This is a genomic window from Paraburkholderia heleia NBRC 101817 (assembly GCF_000739775.1).
GTDB classification, from domain to species: Bacteria; Pseudomonadota; Gammaproteobacteria; order Burkholderiales; family Burkholderiaceae; genus Paraburkholderia; species Paraburkholderia heleia.
Window position 1 is genome coordinate 84,644 of sequence record NZ_BBJH01000027.1, and the last position, 18,820, is coordinate 103,463.

At 66.3% G+C, this 18,820-nt stretch carries 19 protein-coding genes; 4 read left to right on the plus strand and 15 right to left on the minus strand.

Features of this window, described 5'->3' with window-relative positions:
* Positions 1-4 precede the first annotated feature (4 nt).
* Positions 5-1,084, minus strand: a complete 1,080-nt coding sequence (locus BHE01S_RS22570; RefSeq protein WP_042267997.1) for a tartrate dehydrogenase — start codon at positions 1,082-1,084, stop codon at positions 5-7.
* A 254-nt stretch (positions 1,085-1,338) separates the two neighbouring features.
* On the opposite strand from BHE01S_RS22570, the gene BHE01S_RS22575 reads away from it, so the two are divergent.
* A complete protein-coding gene (locus BHE01S_RS22575) occupies positions 1,339-1,836 on the plus strand; it encodes a GAF domain-containing protein (RefSeq protein WP_042267863.1) in 498 nt (165 codons plus the stop codon).
* Between the two features lie 42 nt (positions 1,837-1,878).
* Here BHE01S_RS22575 and BHE01S_RS22580 read toward each other — a convergent pair whose 3' ends face one another.
* Positions 1,879-2,802, minus strand: coding sequence for a LysR family transcriptional regulator (locus BHE01S_RS22580; RefSeq protein ID WP_042267999.1), 924 nt, complete (start codon positions 2,800-2,802; stop codon positions 1,879-1,881).
* A gap of 117 nt (positions 2,803-2,919) precedes the next feature.
* On the opposite strand from BHE01S_RS22580, the gene BHE01S_RS22585 reads away from it, so the two are divergent.
* Complete coding sequence (locus tag BHE01S_RS22585) at positions 2,920-3,798, plus strand: aldo/keto reductase family oxidoreductase (RefSeq protein ID WP_042267865.1); 879 nt, start codon at positions 2,920-2,922, stop codon at positions 3,796-3,798.
* A gap of 18 nt (positions 3,799-3,816) precedes the next feature.
* Here BHE01S_RS22585 and BHE01S_RS22590 read toward each other — a convergent pair whose 3' ends face one another.
* Positions 3,817-4,722, minus strand: a complete 906-nt coding sequence (locus BHE01S_RS22590) for a LysR family transcriptional regulator (RefSeq protein WP_042267869.1) — start codon at positions 4,720-4,722, stop codon at positions 3,817-3,819.
* A 95-nt stretch (positions 4,723-4,817) separates the two neighbouring features.
* On the opposite strand from BHE01S_RS22590, the gene BHE01S_RS22595 reads away from it, so the two are divergent.
* Positions 4,818-6,116: an MFS transporter gene (locus BHE01S_RS22595; RefSeq protein WP_042267871.1), complete on the plus strand. Its 1,299-nt coding sequence runs from the start codon at positions 4,818-4,820 to the stop codon at positions 6,114-6,116.
* A 193-nt stretch (positions 6,117-6,309) separates the two neighbouring features.
* Here the strand turns inward: BHE01S_RS22595 and BHE01S_RS22600 are convergent, their stop codons facing one another.
* Complete coding sequence (locus tag BHE01S_RS22600; RefSeq protein WP_028205419.1) at positions 6,310-6,534, minus strand: hypothetical protein; 225 nt, start codon at positions 6,532-6,534, stop codon at positions 6,310-6,312.
* Between the two features lie 393 nt (positions 6,535-6,927).
* On the opposite strand from BHE01S_RS22600, the gene BHE01S_RS22605 reads away from it, so the two are divergent.
* The gene (locus BHE01S_RS22605) at positions 6,928-7,563 is read left to right on the plus strand and encodes a LysE family translocator (RefSeq protein WP_042267873.1); all 636 of its coding nucleotides are present in this window, start codon (positions 6,928-6,930) and stop codon (positions 7,561-7,563) included.
* A gap of 452 nt (positions 7,564-8,015) precedes the next feature.
* Here BHE01S_RS22605 and BHE01S_RS22610 read toward each other — a convergent pair whose 3' ends face one another.
* The 11 genes from BHE01S_RS22610 to BHE01S_RS22660 all read right to left on the minus strand — a co-directional run bounded on the left by BHE01S_RS22610 (position 8,016) and on the right by BHE01S_RS22660 (position 18,460).
* Positions 8,016-8,936: a vWA domain-containing protein gene (locus BHE01S_RS22610; protein WP_042268002.1), complete on the minus strand. Its 921-nt coding sequence runs from the start codon at positions 8,934-8,936 to the stop codon at positions 8,016-8,018.
* A 2-nt stretch (positions 8,937-8,938) separates the two neighbouring features.
* Complete coding sequence (locus BHE01S_RS22615; protein WP_042267875.1) at positions 8,939-9,493, minus strand: hypothetical protein; 555 nt, start codon at positions 9,491-9,493, stop codon at positions 8,939-8,941.
* On the minus strand, positions 9,490-10,476 hold the full coding sequence (locus BHE01S_RS22620) for a vWA domain-containing protein (RefSeq protein WP_042267877.1): 987 nt from the start codon (positions 10,474-10,476) through the stop codon (positions 9,490-9,492). The genes BHE01S_RS22615 and BHE01S_RS22620 overlap by 4 nt, the downstream gene beginning before the upstream one ends.
* A complete protein-coding gene (locus BHE01S_RS22625) occupies positions 10,473-11,393 on the minus strand; it encodes a hypothetical protein (RefSeq protein ID WP_052406059.1) in 921 nt (306 codons plus the stop codon). The genes BHE01S_RS22620 and BHE01S_RS22625 overlap by 4 nt, the downstream gene beginning before the upstream one ends.
* The gene (locus BHE01S_RS22630; RefSeq protein WP_042267879.1) at positions 11,390-12,259 is read right to left on the minus strand and encodes a DUF58 domain-containing protein; all 870 of its coding nucleotides are present in this window, start codon (positions 12,257-12,259) and stop codon (positions 11,390-11,392) included. Before BHE01S_RS22630 ends, BHE01S_RS22625 begins: the two co-directional genes overlap by 4 nt.
* Positions 12,260-12,262: 3 nt before the next feature.
* Entirely contained in the window at positions 12,263-13,282 is a 1,020-nt protein-coding gene (locus tag BHE01S_RS22635; RefSeq protein WP_042267880.1) for an AAA family ATPase, read from the minus strand.
* A 31-nt stretch (positions 13,283-13,313) separates the two neighbouring features.
* The gene (locus tag BHE01S_RS22640; RefSeq protein WP_042267882.1) at positions 13,314-14,276 is read right to left on the minus strand and encodes a LysR family transcriptional regulator; all 963 of its coding nucleotides are present in this window, start codon (positions 14,274-14,276) and stop codon (positions 13,314-13,316) included.
* A gap of 15 nt (positions 14,277-14,291) precedes the next feature.
* Positions 14,292-15,074 carry a hypothetical protein gene (locus BHE01S_RS22645; protein ID WP_084069120.1) on the minus strand — a complete coding sequence of 261 codons (783 nt, stop codon included), beginning with the start codon at positions 15,072-15,074 and terminating at the stop codon, positions 14,292-14,294.
* Entirely contained in the window at positions 15,071-15,985 is a 915-nt protein-coding gene (locus BHE01S_RS22650) for a substrate-binding domain-containing protein (protein ID WP_042267884.1), read from the minus strand. The genes BHE01S_RS22645 and BHE01S_RS22650 overlap by 4 nt, the downstream gene beginning before the upstream one ends.
* Positions 15,986-16,014: 29 nt before the next feature.
* A complete protein-coding gene (locus BHE01S_RS22655; RefSeq protein ID WP_042267886.1) occupies positions 16,015-16,434 on the minus strand; it encodes a c-type cytochrome in 420 nt (139 codons plus the stop codon).
* Positions 16,435-16,642: 208 nt separating this feature from the next.
* Positions 16,643-18,460 (minus strand): methanol/ethanol family PQQ-dependent dehydrogenase, encoded by a 1,818-nt coding sequence (locus BHE01S_RS22660; RefSeq protein WP_042267887.1) that lies wholly within the window; start codon positions 18,458-18,460, stop codon positions 16,643-16,645.
* Positions 18,461-18,820: the final 360 nt, after the last annotated feature.

Consider the following 18,820-nt stretch of genomic DNA (forward strand, 5'->3'; position numbering starts at 1 on the left):
TGCGTCACAGCGCGGCGGCTACCGCTGCGCCCAGCTCAGTCGTGTTGGCCGTGCCGCCCATGTCGGGCGTGCGCGGGCCTTCCACCAGCACCTTCTCGACGGCCTGCATGATCGCGTCGTGCGCGGCCTTGTACTGCGCGTCGCCGTTGCCGAGGAAGTCGAGCATCATCGCGCCCGACCAGATCATCGCGATGGGGTTGGCGATCTGCTTGCCAAAGATGTCGGGCGCAGAGCCGTGCACCGGCTCGAACAACGAGGGAAACTTGCGCTCGGGATTCAGGTTCGCCGAAGCCGCCAGACCGATCGTGCCCGTGCACGCAGGGCCGAGGTCCGAAAGAATGTCGCCGAAGAGGTTAGACGCGACGACCACGTCGAAGCGGTCCGGCTGCAGCACGAAACGCGCGCACAGAATATCGATGTGCTGCTTGTCCCACTTCACGCCGGGATACGCCTCGCCCATCGCGGCCACGCGCTCGTCCCAGTACGGCATGCTGATCGAGATGCCGTTGGACTTCGTGGCCGCCGTGAGTTTCTTCCGGCCGCGCTGGTTCGCGAGTTCGAATGCGTACTTGAGAATGCGGTCCACGCCGTGGCGCGTGAACACCGACTCCTGCAGCACGAACTCGCGCTCGGTGCCTTCGAACATCTTGCCGCCCACCGAGCTGTACTCGCCCTCGGTGTTCTCGCGCACCACGAGAAAGTCGATGTCGCCGGGCTTGCGGTTGGCGAGCGGACACGGCACGCCGGGCAACAGACGCACCGGGCGCAGGTTCACGTACTGGTCGAACTCGCGGCGGAACTTCAGCAGCGAGCCCCACAGCGAAATGTGATCGGGCACCTTGTCGGGCCAGCCGACTGCGCCGAAGTAGATCGCGTCGAAACCCTTGAGCGTGGCGAACCAGTCGTCGGGCATCATCTTGCCGTGCTGCAGGTAGTAGTCGCAGCTTGCCCAGTCGAAATGGGTAAATTCGAGCTTCAGGCCGAACTTCGCGGCCGCAGCCTCGACGACGCGCACGCCCTCGGGCATCACTTCCTGACCAATGCCGTCGCCAGCAATGGCGGCGATTCTGAATGTCCTGCTCATGTTGCGTTCTCCGTTTCTGTGCCTGAATCTGTCCTGATGCGCCAGCATGCCCGAAAACCCGCCGGCGACCAGCCCTGCAGGCGTGGATCGATTCAACACGAAACGTGAATAATCGCACGAGGGCGCGTTCCGGTCCATGGATGCGCCACATCCAGCGCCCGGCGATTTCCTGCCGATGCCCGATCTCGCCTAAACTCCCGGTTGGCTCCACCGCGCCCTTCACTGGAACGGCGCATATCCTGATCGACCGACTTATGTTCTCGCTTTCCGACACCCTTCCCTCCGACAAATCCGCCCTCTACGAATCGCTGGCGGCGCAGGCGCGCTCGCTGATCGAAGGCGAAACCGACGTCATCGCGAACGCGGCGAACTTCACTTCGCTCGTGTTTCATTCGCTCGAAGGCCTGAACTGGGCGGGCTTTTATTCGTTCGACGGCACCGAACTCGTAGTCGGTCCGTTCCAGGGCAAACCGGCCTGCGTGCGCATTCCCCTGGGCAAGGGCGTATGCGGCACGGCGGCGGCCACGCACCAAACGCAGGTGGTGCCCGACGTGCACGCATTCGCGGGACACATTGCGTGCGATTCGGCTTCGCAGTCGGAAATCGTCGTGCCCCTCGTCACGCCGGACGGCGAGCTGATCGGCGTATGGGACGTGGACAGCCCGCATCTCGCGCGCTTCGACGAAGAAGACGCGAAAGGCATGGAATTGCTGTGCCGCACGTTCATCGAGTACGGCATGAAGCGCCGCTAGGCGTCATCAAGCGCGTCCAGGACGGCGTTCAGGCGCGACGCCCTAACCACTCCTGCGTAGCACCGAATCGTCTTGCGCATTCGCCTTGACGAAGTCGACGAACGCGCGCAGCGGCGCCGGCAGGTGCCGCCGCCCAGGGTAGTAGAGAAACGGCCCCGGAAACGACACGTCCCAGTCCTCGAGCAGGCGCACGAGCGCGCCGCTGCGGATATGCGGCAGCAACATCTCTTCGAACAGGTACACGATGCCGACGCCGTCGAGCGCCATGTTGATCAGCAGATCGAGTGCCGCACCGGGACGCACGACGAGCGGCGTGGGCGGGTCGAGGCGCAGCACTTCGCCGTCGCGCTCGAAATGCCAGAGCGGCATCGCGCCGCCCGCGAACTGCACCCGCAGACAAGCGTGGTCGAGCAGCTCGCGCGGGTGTGCAGGCCGCCCGCGCGCCGCAAGATACGCGGGCGAGGCGACCGCCGCGAAGCGCTCGACGCGCGGACCGATGGGAAGCGCGATCATGTCCTGCTCGAGCCGCTCGTCGTAGCGGATCCCGGCATCGCAGCCGATCTGCAGCACGTCGACGAAACCGTCCTCCACCACCACCTCGACGCGAATCTCGGGATACGCGCGATGAAACGGCGCGAGCACGCCCGGCAGGATGGTGCGCGCCGCGCTCGCGGGCACATTGAGCTTGAGCGTGCCCGCCGGCTTTTCGCGGTAGCCGTTGAGCACGTCGAGCGCCGCTTCCATCTCGCTGAAAAGCGGCGTGATCGATTCGAGCAGACGCTGCCCCGCCTCGGTCGGCGCGACGCTGCGCGTGGTGCGGTTCAACAGGCGCAGCCCGAGCTTCGCCTCCAGCCTGCGCACCGCGGCACTCAGGCTCGACGCCGAAACGCCGCCCACGCGCGCCGCATCGCGAAAGCCGCCCGCGCGCGCCACCGAAACGAAAGCGGCCAGATCGTTCATTTCCATCAGCATGGTTCACCCCGCACTGTTCGATTTCCCGCACAGCCTGTTCTGATCAGACGGGATTATCGAACAATTCGAAGCCGCCCATACTGCGGACATTCATCAACCGAGGAGTACGTCATGCCGAACCGCCAACCCGCAACCACCTATGAACTGGCCGGCCGCCACGTGAACCGCATGGGCTACGGCGCCATGCAACTGGCAGGCCCCGGCGTGTTCGGCCCCCCGAAAGACCGCGCGCAAGCCGTCGCGGTGCTGCGCGAGGCGATCGCGCTGGGCGTCGACCATATCGATACGAGCGACTTCTACGGCCCGCACGTGACGAACCAGATCATCCGCGAGGCGCTGCATCCGTATGCGCCGAACCTCACGATCGTCACGAAGGTGGGCGCCGTGCGCGACGACAAGGGCGCCTGGCTGCCGGCACTGGAGCCCGCCGACATCGAGCGCGCCGTGCTCGATAACCTGCGCAACCTGGGTCTCGAAGCGCTCGACGTGGTCAACCTGCGCATCATGGGCGACGTCCACAAGCCGTCCGAAGGCCCCGTCGAAAAGCAGGTCGAGGCGCTTGCCCGGCTGCGCGAACGCGGCCTCGTGCGCCACGTCGGCATGTCCAACGCGACCGCCGCGCAAATCGCGGCGGCGCAGCGCCTCGTGCCGATCGTGTGCGTGCAGAACCACTACAACCTCGTGCACCGCGACGACGACGCGCTGATCGACGCCCTGGCCGCGCAAGGCATTGCCTACGTGCCGTTCTTTCCGCTCGGCGGCTTTACGCCGATTCAGTCGTCGGCGCTTTCGTCCGTTGCCGCGCGCCTCGAAGTCACGCCGATGGCGCTCGCGCTGGCGTGGCTCCTGCGGCGCTCGCCCAACATCCTGCTGATTCCGGGCACCTCCACGCTTGCGCACCTGCGCGAGAACGTGGCGGCCGCGCAGTTCGAACTGGGCGACGCAGTGCTCGCCGAACTCGACGCCATCGGCAGCGGCGCCCACGCCTGAACGCGTGACGCTACGCCGTCATGCCGCTTCAGCCGTCGCCAGCCTGTTGGCCAGCGCATCGCGGATCAGCGCGACCGGCCGCACGAGACGCCCCGGCAGCGCCCCGTGCACGAGCCACACATTCAGGCCCGAGCGGAAGTCGGTCGCGTCGATGATCTGCAACTGGTCGCGCAGCGGGCTGCGCGCGAGGGCCTGCGGCGCGGCGAGCCCGATGCCCATGCCGCGCGCGACCAGCGAAAGCTGCAGTTCCGAGCCGAAGGCCTCGACCGCGACGTTGAACGGCAGACCCGCCATGCCCATGGCGCGGCTGAGCGCCGAGCGCATCCCGCAGCCGTCCTGGTTCAGCACCCACGGATGGTGTGCAAGCGCGGCAAGCGTGGTGGGCGCGTCGGGCAAACCAAACGAGCGCGCCGCGACAACGAGGGTCGGCGTGTAACCGAGCTGGGTCGCGACCACGCCCTCCGGCGGCATCACCGCGGCGGGCAGCAGGATCACCGCCGCATCGAGTCGCGCGCGCTCGACCTCGTCGAGAAGCCCAGGCGACCAGCCCGCCTTTACGCGCAGCGTCAGTTTGGGAAACTCGCTTCGCAGTCGATCGACGGGCTGTTCGAGCGCCAGCTCCGAGAGAAACGGCGGTACGCCGAGCTTGAGTTCGCCGGCCGGCTCGCTCTGCGGCGAGGCGACCGACATCAGGTCATCGACCGCGCGCAGGACCGAGCGCGCGAGGCCGTACACCTCGTTGCCCGCGGCCGTGGGCTTGAGGGGCTTGCTCTGGCGGTCCAGAAGCTCGATGCCGAGCGTCGTCTCCAGGCTCTGCACGCGGCGCGTGAGGCCCGGCTGCGTGAGGAACAGCCGCTCCGACGCCCGCACGAGCGAGCCGCTTTCGACCACCGCCACGAAGGCTTCCAGATCCCGGGTGTTCACAATAACTCCGCATAAAGATTATCGCGATAATTCAATTGTCGCATAACGCAACGCTCCCTACGATACCGGGACTTGCCACGTTGCGGAGCCCGTCGATGGAGCACCCTGCTGAAACCTGTAAGCATGTGATGGCGCGCGAAGCCGCCCGCACGAGCCGCGCCAGTCACACCGATCACGCCGATCACGCCACACTCACGCTGCCGATGACACTGTTCTTCGCCGCTGCCGTCGGCGTGATCGTCGTCAATCTGTCTGCGGCCCAGCCGCTTGCCGGGCTCGTGAGCCATTCGCTGCAGTTGCGCCCGCAATTCGTCGGCGCGGTCGCCATGCTGCCGCAGCTCGGCTACGCGGCCGGTCTGCTGCTGCTCGTTCCGCTGTGCGATCTGCTCGAGAACCGGCGGCTGATTTTCCGCACGCTGCTTGCGTGCTCCGTCTTTCTGGCCCTCGCGGCGCTGGCGCGCTCGGGCCCGCTCTTTCTCGCCGCGGCGTTCCTCGCGGGTGCAACCTCGAGCGTCATCCAGATGCTCGTGCCGATGGCCGCCTCGATGGCGCCCGCAAGCCAGCGCGGGCGGGCCGTCGGCAACGTGATGAGCGGCCTGATGCTGGGGATTCTGCTGTCACGGCCGCTCGCGAGCCTGATTGCGGGAACGCTGGGCTGGCGCGCGTTCTACGGCATCGAAGCGGTGGCGGATGCCCTGCTCGCGGTGGTCCTCTTTCTGCATACGCCGCGCCGCATGCCGAGCGTGACTGCGCGCTATGCCGATCTGCTTTATTCACTCTGGACGTTGCTGCGCACCGAGCGCGTGCTACGGCGCAGCGCCTTCCTTGCAGCGCTTGCCCTGGGAGCCTTCTCTGCATTCTGGACCGCGGTCGCCTTGCTGCTTTCCCAGCCGCCGTTTTCGCTCGGCATGAACGGCATTGCCGCGTTTGCGCTGGCGGGCGCGAGCGGCGCGATCGTCACGCCGCTCGCGGGCCGGCTGGGCGATCATGGCGCGGGGCGCGCGGTGCAATACGCCGCGCACGCGACGATGCTCGGCGCGGTCGCGCTGCTGGGCGTGGCGGGCGCGGGCTGGGGCGGCTTCTCGCCCGCCGCGCATCCCGCGCTGGCGCTCGGCCTGCTCGTCGTGGGCGCAGCGGCGCTCGATGCCGGCGTCATCGCCGACCAGACGCTCGGACGGCGCGCGATCAACCTGCTCAACCCCGCCGCGCGCGGCCGGCTCAACGCAATTTTCGTGGGGATGTTCTTCATCGGCGGCGCGGCCGGCGCGCTCATGGCCGGCGCGGCGTGGGCCTCGGCGCGCTGGGGCGGCGTGTGCCTCGTTGTCCTCGGCTTCACCGTTGCGGTGATCGCGCTCGGCTTCGTTTATCGCGCGCCGCCGGCCTCTGGCCGCTAGCGCCCCGCCCCGCGAACCCATGAAAAAGCCGCGGCTGATCCAGCCGCGGCTTTCCTGTATCTGTACTGCCTGTATTGCCTGCCCGTGCCAATCGCGCATCGAACGATACAAAACTACGCGAAACTACGCACAGCCAAACGAAGCGATGCGCGCCCGACTTCCCGGTTAAACCGTCATGCGCGCCGCAATGCGCTCACGTCTGCTGATCCGATCCATCCGCGGGCTGCGCGGTATTGTCGTCGGCGGGCTTTTCGTCTTCCTTCTTCTCGACTAGCTGCTCGACTTCCTTGGCGCCCTCGAAACCGGCAACCGCGGCGGCTGCCTTGGTCAGAAAGCCTGCGTTCGGATCGAGCTTCTCAGCGCCTTCCACAGCGGCAACCGCACCGGCAATTTCACCCACCTTGTCCAGAATGCCCATTTCACCCCTCCAGTTGAAACCCGCTCCGGGCTGACGAGGCGATGTCTCGCCTCCCGTGCGCCGCATCTTCCATCCAGTGAGCGCGCCGCCTCATTGTGTGCCTGCTCGATGGCCGCATCAATCACTAACTCATTAATCTGACAATGATTAACGATGCCATATACAAAGACATATTGCGATGCGTCAATTGTTTGACTATAGTGAAGACGTCTCCTCCATGTCTCCATTGGCATGGTTCAAGCCCGCATTCGCTGCGGGCTTTTCTTTTTCCAGCCGCGCATTCTCACCGGGCACCAGATCGCCCTGGCCTGCGGGCCGCGGCCAGGCTCGCGTCGTCCGCTGGCATAATCGCCCTTTCGCCGTTTTCCAGCCCTATTTGATCTCGCCGCTGCAATGAATCTGCATACCTGGTGGCTGTTCCTCGTCACCGTCTTCGTCGTCTGCGCCATCCCCGGTCCCAACATGCTGCTCATCATGTCGCACGGCGCGCAGTACGGATTGCGCCGCACGAGCGCGACCATGGCCGGCTGCCTTTGCGCACTGGTTCTGATGCTGGCCGTTTCGGCGGCCGGGCTCGGCGTGTTCCTGCAAGCGTGGCCGACCATGTTTAACGCGCTGCGCTTCATCGGCGCTGCGTACCTCGTGTACCTGGGCATCAAGGCGTGGCGCGCGCCCGTGCCCGAGGCAGCCGCCGGCGTCGCCGAGCGTGCGGCCGCGCGCCCCGTGCGCTCGCCGCTCGCGCTCTATCGCAACGGCTTTTTCGTCGGCGGCAGCAACCCGAAGGCGATCCTTTTTGCGGCAGCGCTCCTGCCGCAGTTCATCGACGCGACCCGACCGGTGCTGCCGCAGTTCGGCGTGCTCGTTGCAACCTTCGCCGTGTGCGAAGTGAGCTGGTATCTCGTCTACGCAGGTTTCGGCACGCGTATCGGCGCCACGCTCAAGAGCCGCCGCGTGGCAAAGGCGTTTAACCGCGTGACGGGCGGGGTGTTCGTTGGTTTCGGCGCGATGATGGCCTTGCTGCGACAATAAGGCTGGCGGGGCGGCGCGATGGCTGGTCGGGGAACCATAAAACTTTAACTCTGGAGTTAACTGCTTCCCTTTTGCGATCCGACCGCAGTATCCCTGAATGGCGGCACGGCCTATTACCTTCCCGTGGTCTCCTTAATTGCGCGGGCGGCAGCACAGCAACGGTCGGGGCTGTCCGAACGACAAGCGCCCTGCACGGAACTCGCTTGGTCTGCCTGGCATGCGTGAACGCGCAGCGGCGCTCGGCGGCGAACTGTGGATACAGACAGCACCCGGGCAGGGATTGGTGCTCTCCGTTTCGTTGCCGGTTGCAGGCGACTCGTCCACGGGATGAGCAGCGCGGGGGCACGACATCGCCTGTCCGTGGAGACAATCGGCGCCGGTTCGATGGTCGGTTCCCAGCCGCTTTGTAGCGGCCTCGCGCCGCAGGGCCCATCATGCCTGCCGCGCCATTTTCATTTCCGCGGCACAGGGGGCGGCCCGCGACGACTCCACCAGGCCGGCAGGAAGCGCCAGACGAGCAGCAGCAATGCCAGCAACGCCGGGAAACCGCGCAAATCCGTCGGCACCGGCTCACGGTGCGCCAGCCGTGCATCGAGCATCGCATCGCGCAAGGAGCCCGCGCCCGTGAGACGGCGGTAGCGCAAGCCGATCTGCCCGGCGACCGACTCCAGGTAATGCGCCTGCAACGCCGATAGCTCCTCGTGGCTCGGCGCGGCGTTCGCTGCGCGATCCTGCTCCGGTATCTGGATCACGTCCTCGGCACGCCAGTAGCCCATGCGATGGCCGGCCTCATCGGTGCGGGGAATCGGCACGGCCTGGTCGCCGCCGATGCCGATCAGCCAGCCTTGCACGCGCCCCGGATTGATGTCGCGTGTGAGCGCGTCGGCCCTCAGCACGGGGGGCGCTTCTTGCCCGTCGGTCACGAATATCACGGCCGTGCCATGGCCGAGGTCCTGCGCCGCGCGCACCGCCGAATAAACGCCGCCTTCCGCAATGCGGCTCCAGTTGGCCCAGCGCATGCGTCCGTCGATGCGCTCGAGCGACGCGAGCAGCGCATCGTAGTTGGCGCAAACCTCCACAGGGGGCAGCAGCAGCATCGTACGCTGCCCCGTGAACGCGCCCCAGCCCACTTTCGACCCGCATGGCAATTGCCACAGCGCATCGCGCGTCGCGCCGCGCGCAAACGCCAGCCGGCTCATCGGCACACCGTCGAGCGACACGTCCTCGGTGTCCATGCTTTGCGTGATGTCGAACGTCACGAGCCAGCTCGACGTGTGGCGCGGCACCGCCACGCGCGGCAGGCTCACCGCCGCGACCAGCAGCACGCACGCCGCCGGAATCTTCCAGTGGGGGTTCGCGATGAAGGCCCCGATGCTCACGGAAGGTCCTTGCTCTGTGGGTCATGCACCTTCACGTCGTGCTGCTCCGTGATGTCGGGCTTGTCGGAGCCGGTGCGCGTCTCAGGCGCGAGCCACAGCGCGCGTTCGAGGTTGTAACGCGCATCCCAGTCATCGGGATCGTCGCGCAGCAAGACGCGATAACGCGACTTGGCCTCTTCGATCATCGCGGCCGAGGCGATCATGCCCGGCGCGCCGTGGCCGATGCCTTCGCGCAGATACAGATTGCCAAGATCGAACAGCGCCGCGCGGCGAAGCGCATCGGGTGCGCCATCGCGCATCAGTGCTTCGAACAGCGGGGCCGCCGCGTCGTCAGCGCCCTGCTTCGAGAGCGCGACCGCACGCGCGAGCCGCACCTCCCTCGCCTCGTGGCCATGGTCTTCGCCTTTCGGTTGCGGTTGATGCGCCAAGGCGGCTGCCACCGCCTCGTTGATCCGCTGTGCCCGCTGCAGGCGCACGGCGCTATAAGCCGCCACGCCGGCGCACGCCAGCGCGACGGCTGCGAAGACGAGATGGACCGTGGCGCGCTTCATGCCCAGTCCCGCACCTGCAAGACTCTCAGCGCCACGAGCAGCACGCAGGCGGCAAGCGCCAAGGCAAAGCAATACGGGCTAAGATCCTGGCGCGGCACATGTTCGACAAACGTGGTGCGCGCGCTTTGCTGCCGGTTGATCTCGGCCATGGCGTCCTTCATCGCCTTGGCGTTGCCCGCCTGGAACAGACGATAGGGCGTGCTCAGCGAGGAAAAATAGCGATGCAGCTCGGCCTCCGCCGAAGCCCCGCTGGCCGGAACCGCCGCATTCAGATCGGGACTGTAGACGCCGCTGCGCAAATAGATGAAGTAGAGCGCGATCTGGTCGCGCAGCAGGCCATCGCGCACGAGTCGGCGGATTCGCTCATCGAGCCGCGCGCCGCCGTCGGAAACGAGGACGATCGCCCTGCGCCCCGACGACAGGCCCGCGTCGAACTCGTCGATAGCCGCAAGCAGCCCGCGGTCGAGCTGCGTATCCGGCATGCCGCGCCCCACCGCCGTGCCCGCGATCGCCGCATCGATCACGCGATGGTCATAGGTGAATGGCATGACCAGCAGCGCGCTCGTACCGAACATCATGAAGGCGAGCTGGTCGTTCGGCCGCTGCGCGACGAACTGCCTGAGCGAAGCGCGCGCAACCTGGCTCTTCGACTCGCCGGCCGGCATTTCCGCGCCCTTGCTGTTCATCGTTTCGTCCATGCTCGCGCTGCGATCCATCAGAATCAGAATTTGGGCGCCGCTGCCGGTGCGCTGCACGTCGTGGTGCGGGCGGCCCGGACCGGCGAGACCGACGACGATAGCCAGCATCGCCAGTACGGCGCTGCCCTTTCTGATCCAGCCGGTCCAGCGTCCCAGGCGGTCGGCGGGCAGCCACGCCAGCGAGGGAAACGTGAGCGCATCGCGACTTGCCGGTAACAGCGGCAATGCCGCGAGCGGCAGCAAGGCGAGCAGCCAGGGCGCCGAAAAATCGGGTGACAGGTTCATCGCTGCTCACGCCGTTCGGCGCGGTACAACGCCTGACTCAACGTCCGCACGGCATCGAGATCAGCCGACGTGGCAGGCGCGCCCGCCGTTCCCTGCACAGGCGTGAAGAATCGCGCAGTCGACTGGCAATAGAACTGTTCCAGTTGCACGCGCAACGGTTGCAAATACGGCGCCCGATCGAACAAGCCCGAAAGCGACCCCGCGTGTACGACGTGCCCCGCCGTTTCGTTCACCGCACGGTGCAGGCAGACCCACGCGTCGGAAGCAGCCGCGCCATTCGGTCCCCCGGGCTTGCGGATCTGCCGCCACGCGCGCGCGAACGGCAGTTGCGCCGACTCCCGCCAGCCGCGCCACCGCCACCAGGCCGCCCATGCGAGCAGTGTCAACCCGAGCAGGCCAAGGGCGAGACGCATCTGGCGACGCAGCGGTTCGACCGCCATCGGGGGCGCGAGCCGGTCGGGCCGCAGCGGTTGCAGATCGCCGGTCTTGAAGGCGTCCGCGGGCGTCATCGGCCCGACGCTGATCGGCCATTGCGCGACATGGAACGTCGCGCCGGTCGAGGAGGTCAAGGTCAACGCGGGCAAGGCAATGCGGGTGAGGGTTGGCGCGACATTCACGACCTGGTAGTCGATCGCCATCCATGTGCGGCCTTGCGCGTCGTCGTCGATGCGCACGCGTCTGCGCTCGAGCCACGCCGTGGCGCGCCCGATCGAGGGCGGCGATACCGCGCCGCTGTCGCCGTCCGGCAAGAGAACGCGCTGTGTGAGCACGTCGCCGAGCAGATAGCCGAACGCGCGCGGCTCCAGCACCATGGACTCGACGACGCGGCCTTGAGGCGCAGCGGACCACGCGCCCGGCGACAACACGCACGCAGCGGCCAGTGCGATTGCCGCGCGCGGACAACGCGGAATGCTCATGCGCCCGCCTCCAGAAAGTAGCGCGACATGGCCTCGGGATCGAACACGTTCTGCACGTAGAACGGACGGATTCCGCGGGCCGTCAACGCCTGGGCAAGTTCTGCGCGCCGCCGCGAGACCGCTTCGCGCCAGCGCTCGCGTACGCTGTGGCGCAGCCAGAGCGTGCGTTGCGCCGCCGACTCCGCGTCGCGCACCGCGAGCAGCGGGCCGCCTGCGGGCGGCGTGGTCTCGGCGCTGTCCCACACCACAATCGGCACCACGCATGCATGCACGAGCAGATCGAGCACCAACGGCATGCCGGCAAGCGGCCAATGGAAATCGGAAACGAGAAAGACGAGGGCCTGTCTGCCCGCGAGTCTCGACGCGGCACGTTGCAGCCCCGCGATCGTCGCACCGCCCGCGTCATCGCCGTCGCCCACACACTCGCGCAGCATCGACGCATAGACATTGCCGACACCACGACCGGACCGCGCAGGCATGAACAGGTCTTCGCGCTCGCCCCGATCGAAAGCAAGCATGCCTAACGGATCGCCCGCGCGAAACGCGCTGTAGCCCAGCGCGTCGACAAAGTCGGCGGCCACCTGCAATTTCGTGCGGCGCGTGCCGAAGCGCATCGACGCGGAGACGTCGACCACCGCTTGCACCGGCACGGCGGAGCGTTGCAGGTGCAGCCTCACCAGCCATTCCGATCGGGCGGCGCGCACGCTCGCGCGCAAGTCCAGGCGGCGCGGGTCGGGATGATCGAACAGGCGACCGTGAGACGCAAACGCGTCGCCCGCGCCCACGCTCGTGCCCGGGTGCGCGCCGGGCCGGTGCCCCGAAGCGCGCAACGGAAAGCGGTAATGAAATTGCGCGGCGGCGCTCATGGCTCAGGGCACGGCCACGCGGTTCACGATCTGCGCGATCAGGGCTTCCGCCAGCTCCTGGCGGCGCAGCTCGTAGATCGGCGTGAAAAACACGCGGTGCCCGAGCGCGGGCAGCAGCACGCCGTGAATGTCCTCGGGCACGAGGTATGAGCGGCCGTCGAGCCACGCCACCACGCGCGCGGCGCGCAACAGTGCGCCCATGCCGCGCGGGCTCGCGCCCGCTAGCACGAGGCGCTCCATGTCGACGCCATCGAGCGCAATGCCAAAGTGCCGGGGCGTTTCCGTCGCGCGCCAGATGTCGAGCACATAGCGCTCGATCGTCCGGCTCGACTGCACGCTCTGCTGAATGATCGCCCCGACTGCGTTCAACTGTTCCCACTGCACGACCGCGGGCGAAAGCCTGGCGAGCAGCGTGTCGACGTCGTGGAACGCCGCGTCGAAGACCAGCGTGCGCCGCACCTCGGCCTCGTCCGGCGTGGGCATGCTCAATTCGAACAGAAAGCGGTCGCGCGCGGCCGAAGCAAGCTCGAAGGTTTCCTCCTGTTCGACCTTGTTGCGATCGGCGAATACCGTCATGTGCGGGAAGCGATACTCGCGGTCGAACGCCCACACGGAACGCTCGGCCATTGCGCGCAGCAGCAGCGACTGCACCTGCGGGCGGGCGCGATTGATTTCATTGAAGAAGAACGTGCTCAGCCGCTCGCCGTGGCGCAGCAGCGGGCCGGGTTCGATACGCGGCTTGCCTTCGGCGTCGACATACGTGTGATAGACGAGGTCGCCCGGCATCATGTCGATCGTGCCTTCCACACGCTCGAACGCGCCGCCCACCACGCGCGCGAACGCGCGCAACACGGTCGTCTTGCCCACGCCCACGCCGCCTTCGAGCAGCACGTGGCCGCGCGCGAACAACGCCACGGTGATGAGGCGGATGACCTGCGCCTGGCCAATCACGACGCTCGAGACTTCGTCCTCGATCTGCAAGGCATGCTGGCGCCAGTCCTGAAGCGGCTCGCCGGAGTCCATCGATGCATTCCCCTTGTTTCATCAACGCGCTTCACGCCCACACCTGCGACTTCGCCGGCGACGGCACGAATACCGCGTACTCGCGTTCCAGCCACGCGGCGGTCTGCTCGAGCAGGAATTGCCGGAACATGCGGCACGTGGGCGAAAGCTGCTTGGCCCCGAGATGCACGATCTGCCACGTGCGCTCGATCGGTGTGCCGTTCACCTTGAGCAGCGCGATCTCCTGCGTGCGCAGTTCCAGCAACAGCGTGTGCAGCGAAATCAGGCTCACGCCCATGCCCGCCATGACCGCCTGCTTGATCGTTTCGTTGCTGCCGAACGTCACGACCTTCGCCGGCGTGAACAGGTGCTGCCTGAACATTTCCTCCGCCGCCATGCGCGTGCCCGAGCCCGGTTCGCGCAACAGGAACGTGTCGCCGCGCAGCTCCTGCAGATCGAAGCGTTGCGCGTCGCGCAGCGGATGATCGAGCGGCGCGATCAGCACCTGCGGGTGCCATGCGAGCGCCTCGCTCATGGTGCTGAGTTCCGGCGGCGGGCGGCCCATGATGGCGAGATCGATGGCGTTGTCCTGCAGCAGGCGCAGCAGCGCATCGCGGTTGCCCACCGAAAGGTGTACGTCCACCTTCGGGTACAGATGCGAATACATGGCCAGCAGCTTGGGCGCGAAATATGTTGCAGAACTGACGATTCCCACCGCAATCGTTCCGCTATCGGCCTGTTTGAGCGATGTCATCGCGTCTTCGGCGTCCTTGATCTCGCCAAGAATGCGGCTTGCGTGATGCGTCAGCTTCTCGCCGGCCTCGGTCAGCGCGAGCTTGCGCGCAATGCGCTCGAAAAGCTGCAGACCCACCGCGTCTTCGAGCTGGTGAATCTGCATCGACACAGCCGGCTGCGTGAGATGCAGCTCTTCCGCCGCGCGCGCGAAGCTCGTGTAGCGGCTCGCCACGACGAAGATCTGCAACTGGCGCAAGGTCAGCGAACGGACGAAATTCACGGGGGTCCCGCCCGTTCATCGGTTCGCGCGCGGCGCATCGGGTGGCTTCGCGGGCGAAGCGGGCCCATTCGGGCCAGTGGGCGCCGGCAGCTTGCGCACCACGGTGTCGAAGCGCAGCGTGCGGGTCTGCAACGGATGCGCGAAGTCGCCGTTGGCGCCGGGCACCTCGGTGCGGATCAGCGCGACCTGGCCTGGCACGGTGTCCGCGATCAGGAACGTGTAGCGCTTGCCCGTGTACTGCGCGAAACGTTCCGCGTTGGGATCGTCTTTGTACGGCTGGATGACGATCTGTTGCGCCGTCACCGGTTTGCCGCCGACCTGGGTCGTTACCGTTTCGATCTTCGGACCCGCGGCGAGCGCGAGGCGCACGCGCTGCTGAAAATAGCGGCGTTTTCCGCCCGTCGCACGCTCCATGTCCGCAATGTCGCGTTCGAGAAAATAGATGATCACGGGGTTGCACGCGAGGCCGCCGTTGGGCAGCGGCACCGCCCCGCTGTGGTCGGAAACCTGGGCGTCGCCTTTGGCGTTGCCGGGGCTCACCACGAGCACGCGCACGGTGTCCGAGCCCTGCTCCGGCGGCTGTGCACTGAGCAATGCGTAGTCGAGCTCGGATTCTTGCCTGACTCCGTGCAGATGGTCCGTCATGAAGATGAGCCGCTCGGCGGGCGAAATATCGCCGGTGCCCGTGGCGTGCGCCGGAGCCTGCAGCGCGCATGCGCAACACGCGAGGCAAACGGCGAGCGCGTGCCGCCATGCGCGCGGCCCGGGCTCGCGCGCGCCCTTCAGGCCGCGCCTCATGGCGCCCCGTCCGCGGGCTTGGCGGAAGGCGCGTCGACAGGCTTCAGGAGCGGTACCTGGTAGCTCGCGAGAATGTTGTCGATCTTGTCGTGATTGGCGCCGATCCATTGATCGATCTTGTCCTTCCACGCCTTCTCTCCATAGCGCACGCCCATCGAAATCGTGTAGTCGAAACGGATGCCCGGCGTGCTCGGGAACGGCACGAGTTTCACCGTGTCGCCGGAACGCCTGGCAAAGTAGCCGGCAATCGGCCCCCAGAGGAAAACGACGTCGACATTGCCCGCCCGCAGATCCTTTTCGATCATCTGGCCGGGATAGTCCTGCGGGTCGCCGCTTTGCACCCTGTACGACACCGCCTGGTCGATCAGGTTGTGGCTGAGCAGCCAGTCGACCGCGGGCGTTTGCGTGAAGATGCCGAAGCGCAGCTTGTGGAGTTCGTCTGGCGGCAGCTTGAGCAGGTCGTCGGGCGTGTTGATGGACGCCAGTTCGGGCCGCTTCGTAAAGACCATGGCATAGGTCGAGCGCAGATATGGCTGCGTGGTCGAGGTCAAGTCATAGCCTTTGGGCACGCCGATGATCAGGTCGCACTTGTAGCGATCGGTGTCGGGCGCCTTCTCGCGCAGCGTATGGCGCACGAAGCCCATGCGCTGCGGAAAATACGTGTATTCGAGCTTGTAGCCGAAGTCGCTCGCCATCTGGCTCGCGATGCGGTTTTCGTAGCCCTCGCCCTTGTCGTTGGACAGGGGCATGTTGTTCGGGTCCGCGCACACGCGCAGCACGCCGTCGGCGCCGTCGTTGTTGGGCAGGGCCGCCTCGCCCTGCGCCCGCACCGCGCTGAAGGAGAGCGCCGCGTAACCCAGCGCGGCGGCCACGAGCGGGACGTACACGTGCATCCGGTTGCCATGACGCATCGATCACCTCCTCAAGTCGGCAAACGTGCCTATTTCGCATCCATGGACTGCAGGTCGCCGGGCTTGATCTGGCCGTCCGAGCGTCCTTTTAGATAGGCATACAGATTTTCCCAGTTCTTCTGCATCATCTGGCTCGAGCTGAAGTCCGGCATGCCCTTGGCGATCCGGCCGCCGAACACGGTCCGGTGAAACTCGTTCTTGTCGAGCGTCTTGAACGCGTCGACCAGCGACGGACCCACCAGCCCCTGCTGCTGCGCGCCGTGGCAGCGCTCGCAGTCGAGCGCGCGCCAGGTCTTCCAGCCTAGAAACGTGTTGCCGTCGACCTTGGTGCCGTCCACCACCTTGTACGTCACCTGGGCAATCGCAGGATTGGTCTGGGCGTACGCAACGGGCAGCACGAGGAATGCGGCGGGCAGCACCGCACGCAACAGGATGGTCGGGTATTTCATTTGCAGATGTCTCCCTGATAATAAGGCTGCGAGTGAAGCCGCGCCGCGACGCCTTGACGGCGCAGCGCACGATGCATGAAGCGGATGACGCGTGAAGCCAGCCTCGGGTGCGTCTCGTGCGTCGGGTGCGCCCGGCGCAAGCCGCGGCCGCCGCCCCCCTTCATGCGAGGGGCGGAAGGCTCGCGCGTTTTGCGCCAGGACCGGCCGCTCAACTATGGCTATCGGGAATGGCGAACACGAAGAGCGTGCCGCCCAGCGCCGTGTACTTTGCCAGTTCGCGATACCCGCCCACGGCGCCAAGGCCTTCGGTGGACTTCTGGAGTCCGGCCGCCATGCCGATGCCGGCCCAGCCGCCAATCCCCGAATAGACGCCGATGTACTGCTTGCCTTGATACTCGTAGGTGAAGACGTTGCCGATGATCCCCGAGGGGGTCTTGAAGCGCCACAGTTCCTTGCCGTCGCTGATGCGAACCGCCTTGATGTAGCCTTCGAGCGTGCCGTAGAACGCAATGCCTCCCGCCGTGGCCAGCGCACCCGACCACACCGAGAAGCGCTCGGGCTTGGACCAGACGATCTTGCCCTTTGAGGCGTCCCAGGCAATGAAGTTACCCATCGAGTTGTTGTCGTTCGGACCCGGATACATCGAGAGCGTGGCGCCCACATACGGCTGGCCCGATACGTAGTCGACATCGAATGGTTCGTAATCCATACATACGTGGTTGGTCGGCACGAGGAACAGATGCGACTTCGGATCGTACGCGGCCGGCTGCTGGTCCTTCGAGCCGAGTGCGGCCGGGCAGATTCCCTTCACGTTGTGGTCCGCGCCCGCGGCCTGGGTCGAATAGGCTGCGTTGCGAATGGGCTTGCCGGTGTGCATGTCGACGCGGTCAGCCCAGTTCACGGCCGGATCGAACTTTTGCGCCACCAGCAGTTGCCCGGTTGCGCGATTGAGCGTGTAGCCAAAGCCGTTGCGGTCGAAGTGCACGATCGCCGGCACGTTCTTGCCGTTGATCGTCAGGTCCGTGAGGATCATCTCGTTCACGCCGTCGTAGTCCCACTCGTCGTGCGGCGTCATCTGGTAGACCCACTTCGCCATGCCCGTGTCGAGATCACGCGCGATGATCGAGAGCGACCACTTGTTGTCGCCCGGCCGTTGCGTCGGGTTCCACGTGCCCGGATTGCCCGTGCCGTAGTAGACAAGGTTGAGCTTGGGGTCCCACGCGTACCAGCCCCACGTGGTGCCGCCGCCCAGCTTCCACTGATCGCCCTTCCACGAATTTAACGACGAGTTCGCGCCCACCGGCACCATCTTGCCGTCGGCGTAGGTCATCGTCTTGTCGGGGTCCATCAGCATCTCGTTGTCGGGCCCGGTGCTATAGGCCGTCCATACCGGCTTGCCGGTCTTGATGTCGTAGGCGATGAGACGTCCGCGCACGCCGAACTCGCCGCCGGAAATGCCGGTGAGCACCTTGTCGCCGAATACGTGGGGCGCGTTGGTGTTGGTCTCACCCGCTTTCGGGTTGCCGTTCTGCGCGGTCCATACCACGTCGCCCGTCCTGGCGTTGAGCGCGACCAGCTTGGTGTCGGCCTGTTGCAGGAAGATCTTGCCGTCGCCGTAAGCAAGACCGCGATTGACCGTGTCGCAGCACATCACGGAGATCACGGCGTCGTCCTGCTTCGGCTGGTACTGCCAGAGGAACGTCTGGTCCTTCAGGTTGATCGCAATGACCTTGTTGGGAAAGGGCGAGTGTATATACATGGTGTCGCCGATCACGAGCGGCGAACCTTCGTGCCCGCGCAGCACGCCGGTGGACATGGTCCATGCCACCTGAAGTTTGCCGACGTTGTTTTCGTTGATCTGCTTGAGCGGACTGTAGCGGTGATTCGCATAGTCACCGGCTTGCGACGCCCAGTTAGACGGATTTTTCATGAGTCCGTCCAGCTGTGGATCGGCTTGTGCAACGATAGCGTTCAGGGCTGCCGACGCGAGGATCGCGAGCCCAAGAACCGCGGTGCGTAAGTTCATGTCTCCTCCAGAATGGTCTTGCAGTGCAACTGACAAACAACCCACGCTACCTCGTCGCATCGAGCGCGCCTCTTCGAATGCAGGGTAACGAACCCGCGCACGTTCCCGATCGAGTGTCGGGCTTTGCTCGGCGCATGAAGCCCAATGCAGGTTTCATGCCGGAATCGAACGGCGTGCTGCGTGGTGCGCGGGTACGCCATTGGTTGTCCGCGCCTGCAGCGGCGCGAACGCGAGCGCGGCCGCGCATGGCGGGCTCTACGGAGCGGCCCCGGGCCGCCTGCCTGGATGCCGCGCGCCGCGCGTGAGCGCGCGCCCGGTGTCACGAGTGTGAACCGCCGTGCCCTTGGGGGTGGGACATAC

What these genes read in the sequence shown, in the direction of transcription:
- BHE01S_RS22580 (WP_042267999.1), bottom strand. Translation starts at nt 2,802, where the DNA reads ATGGAAATGAACGATCTGGCCGCTTTCGTTTCGGTGGCGCGCGCGGGC.
- BHE01S_RS22620 (WP_042267877.1), bottom strand. Translation starts at nt 10,476, where the DNA reads ATGAACCTGTCACCCGATTTTTCGGCGCCCTGGCTGCTCGCCTTGCTG.
- BHE01S_RS22655 (WP_042267886.1), bottom strand. Translation starts at nt 16,434, where the DNA reads ATGAAATACCCGACCATCCTGTTGCGTGCGGTGCTGCCCGCCGCATTC.
- BHE01S_RS22650 (WP_042267884.1), bottom strand. Translation starts at nt 15,985, where the DNA reads ATGCGTCATGGCAACCGGATGCACGTGTACGTCCCGCTCGTGGCCGCC.
- BHE01S_RS22600 (WP_028205419.1), bottom strand. Translation starts at nt 6,534, where the DNA reads ATGGGCATTCTGGACAAGGTGGGTGAAATTGCCGGTGCGGTTGCCGCT.
- BHE01S_RS22660 (WP_042267887.1), bottom strand. Translation starts at nt 18,460, where the DNA reads ATGAACTTACGCACCGCGGTTCTTGGGCTCGCGATCCTCGCGTCGGCA.
- BHE01S_RS22630 (WP_042267879.1), bottom strand. Translation starts at nt 12,259, where the DNA reads ATGAGCGCCGCCGCGCAATTTCATTACCGCTTTCCGTTGCGCGCTTCG.
- BHE01S_RS22575 (WP_042267863.1), top strand. Translation starts at nt 1,339, where the DNA reads ATGTTCTCGCTTTCCGACACCCTTCCCTCCGACAAATCCGCCCTCTAC.
- BHE01S_RS22595 (WP_042267871.1), top strand. Translation starts at nt 4,818, where the DNA reads ATGGAGCACCCTGCTGAAACCTGTAAGCATGTGATGGCGCGCGAAGCC.
- BHE01S_RS22570 (WP_042267997.1), bottom strand. Translation starts at nt 1,084, where the DNA reads ATGAGCAGGACATTCAGAATCGCCGCCATTGCTGGCGACGGCATTGGT.
- BHE01S_RS22615 (WP_042267875.1), bottom strand. Translation starts at nt 9,493, where the DNA reads ATGAAGCGCGCCACGGTCCATCTCGTCTTCGCAGCCGTCGCGCTGGCG.
- BHE01S_RS22605 (WP_042267873.1), top strand. Translation starts at nt 6,928, where the DNA reads ATGAATCTGCATACCTGGTGGCTGTTCCTCGTCACCGTCTTCGTCGTC.
- BHE01S_RS22625 (WP_052406059.1), bottom strand. Translation starts at nt 11,393, where the DNA reads ATGAGCATTCCGCGTTGTCCGCGCGCGGCAATCGCACTGGCCGCTGCG.
- BHE01S_RS22645 (WP_084069120.1), bottom strand. Translation starts at nt 15,074, where the DNA reads ATGAGGCGCGGCCTGAAGGGCGCGCGCGAGCCCGGGCCGCGCGCATGG.
- BHE01S_RS22585 (WP_042267865.1), top strand. Translation starts at nt 2,920, where the DNA reads ATGCCGAACCGCCAACCCGCAACCACCTATGAACTGGCCGGCCGCCAC.
- BHE01S_RS22635 (WP_042267880.1), bottom strand. Translation starts at nt 13,282, where the DNA reads ATGGACTCCGGCGAGCCGCTTCAGGACTGGCGCCAGCATGCCTTGCAG.